Below are 13,549 nucleotides of genomic sequence, written 5' to 3' on the forward strand. Positions count from 1 at the left end.
ACACACAAAGGGTCGTAGCTCAATTGGTAGAGCACCGGTCTCCAAAACCGGCGGTTGGGGGTTCAAGTCCCTCCGGCCCTGCTACACACACCTTCGCCAGGATGTGTGCGCATGTACGTACAGAAATGCACCGCCGTGCGGCTCGACCGGGCAAGCGGCACGGCCACGACCCGGAATCAGGTGAGGACGAATGACGGACGCCGTGGGCTCCATCGACACGCCTGATGCCCAGGACGAGGTCACGGAGACCAAGAAGAAGGCCCGCAAGGGTGGCAAGCGGGCCAAGAAGGGCCCGCTCAAGCGCCTTGCCACCTTCTACCGTCAGATCATCGCGGAGCTCCGCAAGGTCGTCTGGCCCACGCGTAACCAGCTGACGTCGTACACCACCGTGGTCATCTTCTTCGTTGCCATCATGATCGCCCTGGTGACCGTGATTGACTATGGGCTCAACCACGCGACCAAGTACGTCTTCGGCTGAGCAAAGAGCGAAGGGCGCCGCGGTTACCGGCGCCCGTTTTCGCATGTTCCACCCCTATGTATCCAGGAAGAAGCAGCCACCGTGTCTGACCCGAACCTGAACGACGCCATGGAGCCTCGCGGGGAGGCCGTCGAGTCCGTGGATGACGAGCTCGACATCGTCGAGGGCGCGGACGAGGTCGACGAGGCCGAGGCTGTCGAAGCCGCCGCGGGCGAGCCGGCCGAGTCGGCCGCCGTCCACGTGGTGGACGAGCACGAGGTCGTCGAGGACGAGGCCACCGAGGAAGAAGCCGCCGCGGAGGAGCCCGAGGCCGAGCTCGACCCGGTCACCAAGCTCCGCGAGGAACTGCGCACACTGCCCGGCGAGTGGTACGTCATCCACACCTACGCGGGCTACGAGAAGCGCGTGAAGGCCAACCTGGAGCAGCGCGCCGTCTCGCTGAACGTCGAGGACTTCATCTACCAGGCCGAGGTGCCCGAGGAAGAGATCGTCCAGATCAAGAACGGCGAGCGCAAGACCGTCCGGCAGAACAAGCTGCCCGGCTACGTCCTCGTTCGCATGGACCTGACGAACGAGTCGTGGGGCGTCGTCCGCAACACGCCGGGCGTCACGGGCTTCGTCGGCAACGCCTACGACCCGTACCCGCTGTCCCTGGACGAGATCGTCAAGATGCTCGCCCCGGAGGCCGAGGAGAAGGCCGCCCGCGAGGCCGCCGAGGCCGAGGGCAAGCCGGCCCCGCAGCGCAAGGTCGAGGTCCAGGTGCTGGACTTCGAGGTCGGCGACTCGGTCACCGTCACCGACGGCCCGTTCGCCACGCTGCAGGCGACCATCAACGAGATCAACCCCGACTCGAAGAAGGTCAAGGGCCTGGTGGAGATCTTCGGCCGCGAGACGCCGGTCGAGCTCTCCTTCGACCAGATCCAGAAGAACTGACGTCCTTTCGGACCCAGCACTTCCGAGCAGGTCAGACAGGCTGCCGAAGCCGGTCTGACCTGCTCGGTTTTTGGCTGCGCATCAATACCCGTTATCGTTGTGCGGTATGCCTCCATCCGGATGATCCGGACGATCGGGATCACCCACGAGGGTGGAGGCGAAACAACTCTCACTAAGGACCCGGAGAGAGCATGCCTCCCAAGAAGAAGAAGGTCACGGGGCTCATCAAGCTCCAGATCCAGGCCGGCGCCGCCAACCCGGCCCCGCCGGTCGGCCCGGCGCTGGGTCAGCACGGCGTCAACATCATGGAGTTCTGCAAGGCCTACAATGCCGCGACCGAGTCGCAGCGCGGTTGGGTCATCCCGGTGGAGATCACGGTCTACGAGGACCGTTCCTTCACCTTCATCACCAAGACTCCGCCGGCCGCCAAGATGATCCTCAAGGCCGCGGGCGTCGAGAAGGGCTCCGGCGAGCCGCACAAGACCAAGGTCGCCAAGATCACCGAGGCGCAGGTCCGCGAGATCGCCCAGACCAAGATGCCCGACCTCAACGCCAACGACCTGGACGCTGCCGCGAAGATCATCGCCGGCACCGCCCGTTCCATGGGCGTCACGGTCGAGGGCTGACCCCACCTTCGTAGAACATCGCGGCAGGCACGGTCTGCCGCGCGTGGCAGGGCCTGCTCGGCCCGTACCACGCCTCCTTCAGAACACACAGGAGCAGTTGTGAGCAAGCGCAGCAAGGCTCTCCGCGCTGCGGACGCCAAGGTCGACCGGGAGAAGCTCTACGCCCCGCTCGAGGCCGTCCGTCTCGCCAAGGAGACCTCCACGACCAAGTTCGACGGCACCGTCGAGGTCGCCTTCCGTCTGGGTGTCGACCCGCGCAAGGCCGACCAGATGGTCCGTGGCACCGTGAACCTTCCGCACGGCACCGGTAAGACCGCCCGGGTCCTGGTCTTCGCGACCGGCGACCGTGCCGAGGCCGCGCGTGCCGCGGGCGCCGACATCGTCGGTGCCGACGAGCTGATCGACGAGGTGGCGAAGGGCCGTCTGGACTTCGACGCCGTCGTCGCCACCCCGGACCTCATGGGCAAGGTCGGCCGCCTCGGCCGCGTCCTCGGCCCGCGTGGTCTGATGCCGAACCCGAAGACCGGCACCGTCACCCCCGACACCGCCAAGGCCGTCACCGAGATCAAGGGCGGCAAGATCGAGTTCCGTGTCGACAAGCACTCGAACCTGCACTTCATCATCGGCAAGACGTCGTTCGACGACAGCAAGCTGGTGGAGAACTACGGCGCCGCGCTGGAGGAGATCCTCCGTCTGAAGCCGTCCGCCGCCAAGGGTCGCTACATCAAGAAGGCCGCCATCACCACCACGATGGGCCCCGGCATTCCGGTCGACCCGAACCGCACCCGCAACCTCCTCGTCGAGGAGGACCCGGCCGCGGTCTGAGCCTGACGGTTCACCCCAGTCGGACGACGGGCCCCGCAACCTCCGAGGTGCGGGGCCCGTCCCCATGTGCGGAGGCCGTATGCCCGGGGGCCGTACGCGGGCGCGGTTGTCCGCCGCGGTTATTCGCGAACGTCTGTCGGTGCCCTGCGCTAGCGTGCGGAGCACGGCAATCACAAGGGGTGGGACGAAAAATGAAGAGCACGACCGTGCGCCGCGCGACCCTCTCGATCGCGGTGGCGACCGCGCTGACGGGGGTCTCCGCCTGCGGCTTGTCGGGATCCTCCGGCGCGTCCGGCAGCGGCGGGCAGGGCGTGACGCACGTCAGCCCCATTGCCGCCCTGCGGACCGCCGAGCAGTCGACGGACAAGGCCGACTCCGCCCGGGTGGACGGCACGATCAGCGTCGGCACCGCGATGTCCATGAAGGCCCAGGGCGCGCTCAGCTGGGGCCATGGCCTGACCGGCAACATCACGATCACCTACACCGGCGGCACCCTGGCCGAGGTCATGCGCAAGGCCGGAAGCACGTCGATGCAGGCGAGGTACCTGCCCGACGCGTACTACGCGAAGATGACCGATACGTTCGCGCAGCAGGCGGGCGGCAAGCACTGGCTGCGGTACGGGTACGACGAGATGGCCCGGCTCGGCGGTGGCTCCGGCGCCTACCTCCAGGACCAGCTGCAGAACAACACCCCGAACCAGACGGTGAAGCTGCTGCTGGCCTCCGGGGACGTGAAGAAGGTCGGAGAGGAGCAGCTCTCCGGCGAACACACCACGCACTACGCCGGGACGGTGAACGTCGCGGACTTCGCCGACCGGAGCAACAAGGACCTCTCCGCCGGCCAGCTCGCCCAGTTGAAGAAGCAGCTCAGCCGGGCAGGCGTCACCACCGAGACCGTCGACATCTGGATCAACGACCAGAACCTGCTGGTCAAGAAGGTCGAGAAGGGCACCATTGCGGCCGGCACCATGACCAGCACCGCCTACTACCGGGACTACGGGGTCAAGGTCTCGGTCACCCCGCCCCCGGCCGCCGACACCGAGGACTTCACCAAGCTGCTGAAGAAGCAGGGCGCCTCGGCGGACACCGCGGCCGGCCGGACCACCACGAACTGAACCGAGCCACCGCACGAGCGGCCGGATGCCGGAGCAGGGGCCGCCGGGAGCGCATGGCCGGGTCGGCACGAAGCCCCGGGCGGCACGCCTGACGGTGACCGCCCGGGGCGGATTTGCTTGACGGGGACCCGTTCCCTTACTCTCCTACAGAAGCCAAAGACCGCTGGTCGTTACCGTGCGCTCGAACGAGGGCGCGGTGGCCGAAGGATCCGCTGAAGTGCGGACGACCCGCGCAGGTGACAGTGGAAGAACTCCCGGAGTACGCGCGTCGTCGCACGTCCGTCCGGTCGAGTCCGCCCCGTGCGCCTGCGCCGGGGCGTTTCGTTTTCCCCAGTCCTCCTTCGGGTCCGCGCGGTCCGAATCACCCGGAAGGAGGCCGAGGCTCTATGGCGAGGCCCGACAAGGCTGCCGCGGTTGCCGAGCTGACGGACAAGTTCCGTAGCTCCAACGCCGCCGTGCTGACCGAGTACCGCGGTCTCACCGTGGCGCAGCTCAAGACGCTGCGCCGGTCGCTCGGTGAGAACGCCCAGTACGCCGTGGTGAAGAACACGCTGACCAAGATTGCGGCCAACGAGGCCGGGATCACGCTGGACGACCAGCTCTTCGCTGGTCCGACGGCCGTCGCCTTCGTCACCGGTGACCCGGTGGAGTCGGCGAAGGGTCTCCGTGACTTCGCCAAGGACAACCCGAATCTCGTCATCAAGGGCGGTGTCCTTGACGGCAAGGCGCTGACCGCCGACGAGATCAAGAAGCTTGCGGACCTCGAGTCCCGCGAGGTTCTGCTCAGCAAGCTGGCCGGTGCCTTCAAGGCGAAGCAGTCCCAGGCTGCCTCCGTCTTCCAGGCGCTGCCGTCGAAGCTCGTCCGCACCGTGGACGCGCTGCGCGCCAAGCAGGCCGAGCAGGGCGGTGCCGAGTAACTCGGCTCGCTTTCCGATCCTCGCCGACGTGAGGCGAGGGTCTTAGCGGGCCGACGTACGCCCGCCTCATCCAGTACATCCGGCACCTGCCGATTGAGTGGAAGGACCGCCATCATGGCGAAGCTCACCCAGGACGAGCTGCTTGCCCAGTTCGAGGAGATGACCCTCATCGAGCTCTCCGAGTTCGTGAAGGCCTTCGAGGACAAGTTCGACGTCACCGCTGCCGCGGCTGCCCCGGTCATGGTCGCCGGCGGCGTCGCCGGTGGCGGCGAGGCCGCTGCCGAGGAGGAGAAGGACGAGTTCGACGTCATCCTCACCGGCGCCGGCGACAAGAAGATCCAGGTCATCAAGGTCGTGCGTGAGCTGACCTCGCTGGGTCTGAAGGAGGCCAAGGACCTCGTGGACGGCGCCCCGAAGCCCGTTCTCGAGAAGGTCGCCAAGGACGCCGCCGAGAAGGCCGCCGAGTCCCTCAAGGGCGCCGGCGCCTCCGTCGAGGTCAAGTAAGACCTTGACGTTCGACGGGTCGGAGTCTCTCCGATCCCCGCGCGCTGAGAGCAGCCCCCCAGGGCTGTAACGCGAACGCACCGAGGAGCGATCATCCATTTGGGTGGTCGCTCTTCGGCGTTCCCCGGGGGTGGTGGTGGCTGCCTTGCACCCGTGGCGGGGAGGGGTATGGTGATCATCGTCGTGCCCCGAGCTCCCCTGGTGGCAGGTTGCAAGTGACGATGGCAGCATCCGTTTTGGGCTTGGGGGGCCTTGACGAACCGCACGCAGCGCGCAATTCTCAGGACGCGTCGTCACGAGGATCCGAATCCGAGGCATGGATCGACGGCGAAGAGGGCAGTATCAACGTGCGTTGAGGGCAGGCATGCCGCAGGCGTTGACAACATCAAGGGTCTCGAAAAACCCGCACTGGACATCAGTGTGCCAAGTGGCTACACTGACCCTTTGCGCTGCCTGTTAGCTGTCCCCTGCCCGTCACCAGGGGCATGCCCTCGCCTCAGCATCGATGACCAGACACGTCTGACCTGGCTATTCAGCCAGATGAGGAACCGTCTGTCTTGGTGCGGCGGTGAGGGGCCGGTACGCGCGTAGTGAGTCCGAGCCCTCGGAAGGACCCCCTCTTGGCCGCCTCGCGCACTGCCTCGACCGCGAATATGAACAACGGCGCCAGCACCGCCCCGCTGCGCATCTCCTTTGCAAAGATCAAGGAGCCCCTCGAGGTTCCGAACCTTCTCGCGCTGCAAACCGAGAGCTTCGACTGGCTGCTCGGCAATGACGCATGGAAGGCTCGCGTCGAGGAGGCTCTGGAGAACGGTCAGGACGTCCCCACCAAGTCCGGACTGGAGGAGATCTTCGAGGAGATCTCCCCGATCGAGGACTTCTCCGGGTCGATGTCGCTGACCTTCCGCGACCACCGCTTCGAGCCGCCGAAGAACTCCATCGACGAGTGCAAGGAGCGCGACTTCACGTACGCCGCGCCCCTCTTCGTGACGGCCGAGTTCACCAACAACGAGACCGGCGAGATCAAGTCCCAGACCGTCTTCATGGGCGACTTCCCGCTCATGACGAACAAGGGCACCTTCGTCATCAACGGCACCGAGCGTGTCGTGGTGTCGCAGCTGGTCCGTTCGCCGGGTGTGTACTTCGACTCCACCATCGACAAGACGTCCGACAAGGACATCTTCTCGGCCAAGATCATCCCGTCCCGGGGTGCCTGGCTGGAGATGGAGATCGACAAGCGCGACATGGTCGGTGTCCGCATCGACCGCAAGCGCAAGCAGTCCGTCACCGTCCTGCTGAAGGCGCTCGGCTGGACCAACGAGCAGATCCTCGAGGAGTTCGGCGACTACGAGTCGATGCGCGCCACCCTGGAGAAGGACCACACCCAGGGCCAGGACGACGCGCTGCTCGACATCTACCGCAAGCTGCGTCCGGGTGAGCCCCCCACGCGTGAGGCCGCGCAGACGCTGCTGGAGAACCTCTACTTCAACCCCAAGCGCTACGACCTCGCCAAGGTCGGCCGCTACAAGGTCAACAAGAAGCTGGGTGCGGACGCCCCGCTCGACGCGGGCATCCTGACCGTCGAGGACATCATCTCGACGATCAAGTACCTGGTGCAGCTGCACGCCGGCGAGACCGAGACCACCGGTGACAACGGTGACACGATCGTCGTCGAGACCGACGACATCGACCACTTCGGCAACCGCCGTCTGCGCAGCGTGGGCGAGCTCATCCAGAACCAGGTCCGCACCGGTCTGGCCCGTATGGAGCGCGTCGTCCGCGAGCGCATGACCACGCAGGACGTCGAGGCGATCACGCCGCAGACCCTGATCAACATCCGGCCGGTCGTCGCCTCCATCAAGGAGTTCTTCGGCACCAGCCAGCTGTCCCAGTTCATGGACCAGAACAACCCGCTGTCCGGGCTGACGCACAAGCGGCGTCTGTCCGCGCTGGGCCCGGGTGGTCTGTCCCGTGAGCGGGCCGGCTTCGAGGTCCGTGACGTGCACCCGTCGCACTACGGCCGTATGTGCCCGATCGAGACGCCGGAAGGCCCGAACATCGGTCTGATCGGCTCGCTCGCCTCCTACGGCCGGGTCAACGCGTTCGGTTTCGTCGAGACCCCGTACCGCAAGGTCATCGACGGCCAGGTCACCGACGAGGTCGACTACCTGACGGCCGACGAGGAGGACCGCTTCGTCATCGCGCAGGCCAACGCCACGCTGAACGACGAGCTGCGGTTCGCCGAGGCGCGTGTCCTGGTCCGCCGCCGTGGCGGTGAGGTCGACTACGTCAGCCCCGAGGACGTCGACTACATGGACGTCTCGCCGCGCCAGATGGTGTCGGTCGCGACCGCCATGATCCCCTTCCTCGAGCACGACGACGCCAACCGTGCCCTCATGGGCGCGAACATGATGCGTCAGGCCGTGCCGCTGATTAAGTCCGAGTCCCCGCTCGTCGGCACCGGCATGGAGTACCGCTCCGCCGTCGACGCCGGCGACGTGGTCAAGGCCGAGAAGGCGGGCGTGGTCCAGGAGGTCTCCGCGGACTACATCACCACCGCCAACGACGACGGCACGTACATCACGTACCGCCTGGCCAAGTTCGCCCGCTCCAACCAGGGCACCTCGGTCAACCAGAAGGTCATCGTCAACGAGGGCGACCGCGTCATCGAGGGCCAGGTCCTCGCCGACGGTCCGGCCACCCAGAACGGCGAGATGGCGCTCGGCAAGAACCTGCTCGTGGCGTTCATGCCGTGGGAGGGTCACAACTACGAGGACGCGATCATCCTGTCGCAGCGCCTCGTGCAGGACGACGTCCTCTCCTCGATCCACATCGAGGAGCACGAGGTCGACGCCCGTGACACCAAGCTCGGCCCCGAGGAGATCACCCGGGACATCCCGAACGTCTCCGAGGAGGTCCTCGCCGACCTCGACGAGCGCGGCATCATCCGCATCGGTGCCGAGGTCATCGCCGGCGACATCCTCGTCGGCAAGGTGACCCCGAAGGGTGAGACCGAGCTGACCCCCGAGGAGCGCCTGCTGCGCGCGATCTTCGGTGAGAAGGCCCGTGAGGTCCGTGACACCTCGCTGAAGGTGCCGCACGGCGAGACCGGCAAGGTCATCGGCGTGCGTGTCTTCGACCGCGAGGAGGGCGACGAGCTTCCCCCCGGTGTGAACCAGCTTGTGCGCGTCTACGTGGCGCAGAAGCGCAAGATCACCGACGGTGACAAGCTCGCCGGCCGCCACGGCAACAAGGGCGTCATCTCCAAGATCCTGCCGATCGAGGACATGCCGTTCCTGGAGGACGGCACCCCGGTCGACATCATCCTCAACCCGCTGGGTGTGCCGTCCCGAATGAACCCGGGACAGGTCCTGGAGATCCACCTCGGCTGGCTCGCCAGCCAGGGCTGGGACGTCTCCGGCCTGGCCGACGAGTGGGCCCAGCGTCTGCAGGTCATCGGCGCCGACCAGGTCGACCCGCGCACCAACGTGGCGACCCCGGTCTTCGACGGTGCCCGCGAGGACGAGCTGGCCGGTCTGCTGGAGAACACCCTGCCGAACCGCGACGGCGACCGCATGGTCCTCCCGTCCGGCAAGGCGCGGCTGTTCGACGGCCGCAGCGGTGAGCCGTTCCCGGACCCGATCTCGGTCGGCTACATGTACATCCTGAAGCTGCACCACTTGGTCGACGACAAGCTGCACGCCCGTTCGACCGGTCCGTACTCGATGATCACCCAGCAGCCGCTGGGTGGTAAGGCCCAGTTCGGTGGTCAGCGGTTCGGCGAGATGGAGGTGTGGGCACTTGAGGCCTACGGTGCCGCCTACGCCCTCCAGGAGCTGCTGACCATCAAGTCCGACGACGTCACCGGCCGCGTGAAGGTCTACGAGGCCATCGTCAAGGGCGAGAACATCCCCGAACCCGGCATCCCCGAGTCCTTCAAGGTGCTCATCAAGGAGATGCAGTCCCTGTGCCTGAACGTGGAGGTGCTGTCCAGCGACGGTATGTCCATCGAGATGCGTGACACCGACGAGGACGTCTTCCGCGCTGCGGAGGAGCTCGGCATCGACCTGTCCCGGCGTGAGCCGAGCAGCGTCGAAGAGGTCTGACGGGAGTCCGGCCGGGGTTCACCAAGCCCCGGCCGGCCCCAGGACCCCCGTATCAGACCCAAAGACTTACGACCCTGAGAGGGATTGACGCATAGTGCTCGACGTCAACTTCTTCGACGAGCTCCGGATCGGCCTGGCCACCGCTGACGACATCCGTCAGTGGAGCCACGGTGAGGTCAAGAAGCCCGAGACCATCAACTACCGCACCCTCAAGCCGGAAAAGGACGGACTCTTCTGCGAGAAGATCTTCGGCCCCACCCGGGACTGGGAGTGCTACTGCGGCAAGTACAAGCGTGTCCGCTTCAAGGGCATCATCTGCGAGCGCTGTGGCGTCGAGGTCACTCGCGCGAAGGTGCGCCGTGAGCGGATGGGCCACATCGAGCTCGCCGCGCCCGTCACGCACATCTGGTACTTCAAGGGCGTCCCGTCGCGCCTGGGCTACCTGCTCGACCTGGCCCCGAAGGACCTGGAGAAGGTCATCTACTTCGCGGCGTACATGATCACGTACGTCGACGAGGAGCGCCGTACCCGGGACCTGCCCTCGCTGGAGGCGCACGTCTCCGTCGAGCGCCAGCAGATCGAGCAGCGCCGCGACGCCGACCTGGAGGCCCGCGCCAAGAAGCTCGAGGCGGACCTCGCCGAGCTGGAGGCCGAGGGTGCCAAGGCCGACGTGCGCCGCAAGGTGCGCGAGGGCGCCGAGCGCGAGATGAAGCAGCTGCGCGACCGCGCGCAGCGCGAGATCGACCGTCTCGACGAGGTGTGGACCCGCTTCAAGAACCTCAAGGTCCAGGACCTGGAGGGCGACGAACTCCTCTACCGCGAGCTGCGTGACCGCTTCGGCACGTACTTCGACGGTTCGATGGGTGCCGCGGCGCTGCAGAAGCGCCTGGAGTCCTTCGACCTGGAGGAGGAGGCGGAGAGGCTCCGCGAGATCATCCGTACCGGCAAGGGCCAGAAGAAGACCCGTGCCCTCAAGCGGCTGAAGGTCGTCTCCGCGTTCCTGCAGACGTCCAACAGCCCCAAGGGCATGGTTCTGGACTGCGTGCCGGTCATCCCGCCGGACCTGCGTCCGATGGTGCAGCTGGACGGTGGCCGCTTCGCGACCTCCGACCTGAACGACCTGTACCGCCGTGTCATCAACCGCAACAACCGTCTGAAGCGGCTCCTGGACCTCGGTGCCCCGGAGATCATCGTCAACAACGAGAAGCGCATGCTTCAGGAGGCTGTTGACGCCCTCTTCGACAACGGTCGTCGCGGCCGCCCGGTGACGGGCCCCGGCAACCGCCCGCTGAAGTCCCTCAGCGACATGCTGAAGGGCAAGCAGGGCCGCTTCCGTCAGAACCTGCTCGGCAAGCGTGTCGACTACTCGGCGCGTTCCGTGATCGTCGTCGGCCCGCAGCTGAAGCTGCACCAGTGCGGTCTGCCGAAGGCGATGGCGCTGGAGCTCTTCAAGCCGTTCGTGATGAAGCGCCTGGTCGACCTGAACCACGCGCAGAACATCAAGAGCGCCAAGCGCATGGTCGAGCGCGGCCGTACGGTCGTGTACGACGTGCTGGAAGAGGTCATCGCGGAGCACCCGGTTCTGCTGAACCGTGCGCCCACCCTGCACCGCCTCGGCATCCAGGCCTTCGAGCCGCAGCTGGTCGAGGGCAAGGCCATCCAGATCCACCCGCTCGTCTGCACCGCGTTCAACGCGGACTTCGACGGTGACCAGATGGCCGTGCACCTGCCGCTGTCCGCGGAGGCGCAGGCCGAGGCCCGCATCCTGATGCTGTCCTCGAACAACATCCTCAAGCCGGCCGACGGCCGTCCGGTGACGATGCCGACCCAGGACATGGTCCTCGGTCTGTTCTTCCTCACCACCGACGCCGAGATGCGTGACGTCAAGGGCGAGGGCCGCTCGTTCGCGTCCGTGGCCGAGGCGATCATGGCGTTCGACGCCGGCGAGCTGTCGCTGCAGTCGAAGGTGGACATCCGCTTCCCGGTGGGCACCATCCCGCCGCGCGGCTGGACCCCGCCGGCCCGCGAGGAGGGCGAGCCGGAGTGGCAGCAGGGTGACTCCTTCCGTCTGAAGACGACCCTGGGCCGCGCGCTCTTCAACGAGCTGCTGCCCGAGGACTACCCGTTCGTCGACTACGAGGTCGGCAAGAAGCAGCTCTCCGAGATCGTCAACGACCTCGCCGAGCGCTACCCGAAGGTCATCGTGGCGGCGACGCTCGACAACCTGAAGGCGGCCGGCTTCTACTGGGCCACCCGGTCCGGCGTCACCGTGGCCATCTCCGACGTCGTCGTTCCCGAGGCGAAGAAGGAGATCGTCAAGGGCTACGAGGCGCAGGACGAGAAGGTCCAGAAGCAGTACGAGCGTGGTCTGATCACCAAGGACGAGCGCACGCAGGAGCTCATCGCGATCTGGACCAAGGCGACCAACGAGGTCGCCGAGGCGATGAACGACAACTTCCCGAAGACCAACCCGATCTTCATGATGGTGAACTCGGGTGCACGAGGCAACATGATGCAGATGCGTCAGATTGCCGGTATGCGTGGTCTGGTGTCGAACGCGAAGAACGAGACCATCCCGCGGCCCATCAAGGCGTCCTTCCGTGAGGGTCTGTCCGTGCTGGAGTACTTCATCTCCACGCACGGTGCCCGTAAGGGTCTCGCCGACACCGCTCTGCGTACCGCCGACTCGGGTTACCTCACCCGTCGTCTGGTCGACGTCTCCCAGGACGTCATCATCCGCGAGGAGGACTGCGGCACCGACCGCGGCCTCAAGCTCCAGATCGCGGAGGTCGGTGCGGACGGCGTGCTGCGCAAGGCGGAGAACGTCGAGACGTCCGTGTACGCGCGCTGCCTCGCCGAGGACATCGTGGTCGACGGTCAGGTCCTGGCCCCGGCCGGCACCGACCTCGGTGACGTCCTCATCGAGGAACTGGTGGCCCGTGGCGTCGCGGAGGTCAAGACCCGCTCGGTCCTGACCTGCGAGTCCGCCGTCGGCACCTGCGCCATGTGCTACGGCCGTTCGCTCGCCACCGGCAAGCTGGTCGACATCGGTGAGGCGGTCGGCATCATCGCCGCCCAGTCCATCGGTGAGCCCGGTACCCAGCTGACGATGCGTACCTTCCACACCGGTGGTGTGGCCGGTGACGACATCACCCAGGGTCTGCCGCGTGTCGTCGAGCTCTTCGAGGCCCGTACCCCGAAGGGTGTCGCCCCGATCTCCGAGGCCTCCGGCCGCGTGCGGATCGAGGAGACCGAGAAGACCAAGAAGATCGTCATCACCCCGGACGACGGCAGCGACGAGACGGCGTACCCGATCTCGAAGCGCGCCCGGCTCCTGGTCGGCGAGGGCGACCACGTCGAGGTGGGCCAGAAGCTCACCGTGGGTGCCGTCAACCCGCACGACGTGCTGCGCATCCTGGGTCAGCGTGCCGTCCAGGTCCACCTGGTCGGCGAGGTCCAGAAGGTGTACAACTCGCAGGGTGTGTCGATCCACGACAAGCACATCGAGATCATCATCCGGCAGATGCTCCGCCGTGTGACGATCATCGAGTCCGGCGACGCCGAGCTGCTGCCCGGCGAGCTGGTCGAGCGCTCGAAGTTCGAGACCGAGAACCGTCGTGTGGTCCAGGAGGGCGGTCACCCGGCCTCCGGTCGTCCGCAGCTCATGGGTATCACCAAGGCCTCGCTGGCGACCGAGTCCTGGCTGTCGGCGGCGTCCTTCCAGGAGACGACCAGGGTCCTCACGGACGCGGCGATCAACGCCAAGTCCGACTCTCTGATCGGCCTCAAGGAGAACGTCATCATCGGTAAGCTCATCCCGGCCGGTACGGGCCTGTCCCGCTACCGCAACATCCGGGTCGAGCCGACCGAGGAGGCCAAGGCCGCGATGTACTCGGCCGTGGGCTACGACGACATCGACTACTCGCCGTTCGGCACGGGCTCCGGCCAGGCCGTTCCGCTGGAGGACTACGACTACGGTCCGTACAACCAGTAAGCGAGCAGCATGAAGGGCGGCCACTCCGACTGCGGGGTGGCCGCCCTTCGG

Annotated in this window: 9 protein-coding genes and 1 tRNA gene; all 10 read left to right on the forward strand. The window is 66.5% G+C overall.

The genetic code is table 11. The features are described 5' to 3' along the window. Positions 1–8: 8 nt before the first annotated feature. Positions 9–81 (forward strand) — tRNA-Trp (locus tag AB0A61_RS03620). 109 nt (positions 82–190) lie between these two features. Beyond that, on the forward strand, positions 191–478 hold the full coding sequence (gene secE, locus AB0A61_RS03625; RefSeq protein ID WP_361285468.1) for a preprotein translocase subunit SecE: 288 nt from the start codon (positions 191–193) through the stop codon (positions 476–478). An 81-nt stretch (positions 479–559) separates the two neighbouring features. Next, a complete protein-coding gene (gene nusG, locus AB0A61_RS03630) occupies positions 560–1,411 on the forward strand; it encodes a transcription termination/antitermination protein NusG (RefSeq protein WP_361285471.1) in 852 nt (283 codons plus the stop codon). Between the two features lie 191 nt (positions 1,412–1,602). Next, positions 1,603–2,037 (forward strand): 50S ribosomal protein L11, encoded by a 435-nt coding sequence (gene rplK / locus AB0A61_RS03635; protein WP_055493153.1) that lies wholly within the window; start codon positions 1,603–1,605, stop codon positions 2,035–2,037. A 99-nt stretch (positions 2,038–2,136) separates the two neighbouring features. Further along, positions 2,137–2,862 carry a 50S ribosomal protein L1 gene (gene rplA, locus AB0A61_RS03640; RefSeq protein ID WP_361285474.1) on the forward strand — a complete coding sequence of 242 codons (726 nt, stop codon included), beginning with the start codon at positions 2,137–2,139 and terminating at the stop codon, positions 2,860–2,862. Between the two features lie 191 nt (positions 2,863–3,053). After that, positions 3,054–3,977 (forward strand): hypothetical protein, encoded by a 924-nt coding sequence (locus tag AB0A61_RS03645; RefSeq protein WP_361285477.1) that lies wholly within the window; start codon positions 3,054–3,056, stop codon positions 3,975–3,977. A gap of 386 nt (positions 3,978–4,363) precedes the next feature. Continuing rightward, positions 4,364–4,894 carry a 50S ribosomal protein L10 gene (gene rplJ / locus AB0A61_RS03650; protein ID WP_361285480.1) on the forward strand — a complete coding sequence of 177 codons (531 nt, stop codon included), beginning with the start codon at positions 4,364–4,366 and terminating at the stop codon, positions 4,892–4,894. Between the two features lie 114 nt (positions 4,895–5,008). Continuing rightward, positions 5,009–5,398 (forward strand): 50S ribosomal protein L7/L12, encoded by a 390-nt coding sequence (gene rplL, locus AB0A61_RS03655; protein ID WP_361285483.1) that lies wholly within the window; start codon positions 5,009–5,011, stop codon positions 5,396–5,398. A gap of 620 nt (positions 5,399–6,018) precedes the next feature. Next, entirely contained in the window at positions 6,019–9,504 is a 3,486-nt protein-coding gene (gene rpoB, locus AB0A61_RS03660; protein WP_361285486.1) for a DNA-directed RNA polymerase subunit beta, read from the forward strand. Between the two features lie 94 nt (positions 9,505–9,598). Next, positions 9,599–13,498 carry a DNA-directed RNA polymerase subunit beta' gene (locus AB0A61_RS03665; RefSeq protein WP_361285489.1) on the forward strand — a complete coding sequence of 1,300 codons (3,900 nt, stop codon included), beginning with the start codon at positions 9,599–9,601 and terminating at the stop codon, positions 13,496–13,498. Positions 13,499–13,549: the final 51 nt, after the last annotated feature.

It is taken from the genome of Streptomyces sp. NPDC046197, from assembly GCF_040646295.1.
Taxonomy (GTDB): domain Bacteria; phylum Actinomycetota; class Actinomycetes; order Streptomycetales; family Streptomycetaceae; genus Streptomyces.

Bases quoted from the DNA above. Each gene is read 5' to 3' on its own strand.
- secE (WP_361285468.1), top strand. From the start codon at position 191: ATGACGGACGCCGTGGGCTCCATCGACACGCCTGATGCCCAGGACGAG.
- rplK (WP_055493153.1), top strand. From the start codon at position 1,603: ATGCCTCCCAAGAAGAAGAAGGTCACGGGGCTCATCAAGCTCCAGATC.
- AB0A61_RS03645 (WP_361285477.1), top strand. From the start codon at position 3,054: ATGAAGAGCACGACCGTGCGCCGCGCGACCCTCTCGATCGCGGTGGCG.
- rplJ (WP_361285480.1), top strand. From the start codon at position 4,364: ATGGCGAGGCCCGACAAGGCTGCCGCGGTTGCCGAGCTGACGGACAAG.
- rplL (WP_361285483.1), top strand. From the start codon at position 5,009: ATGGCGAAGCTCACCCAGGACGAGCTGCTTGCCCAGTTCGAGGAGATG.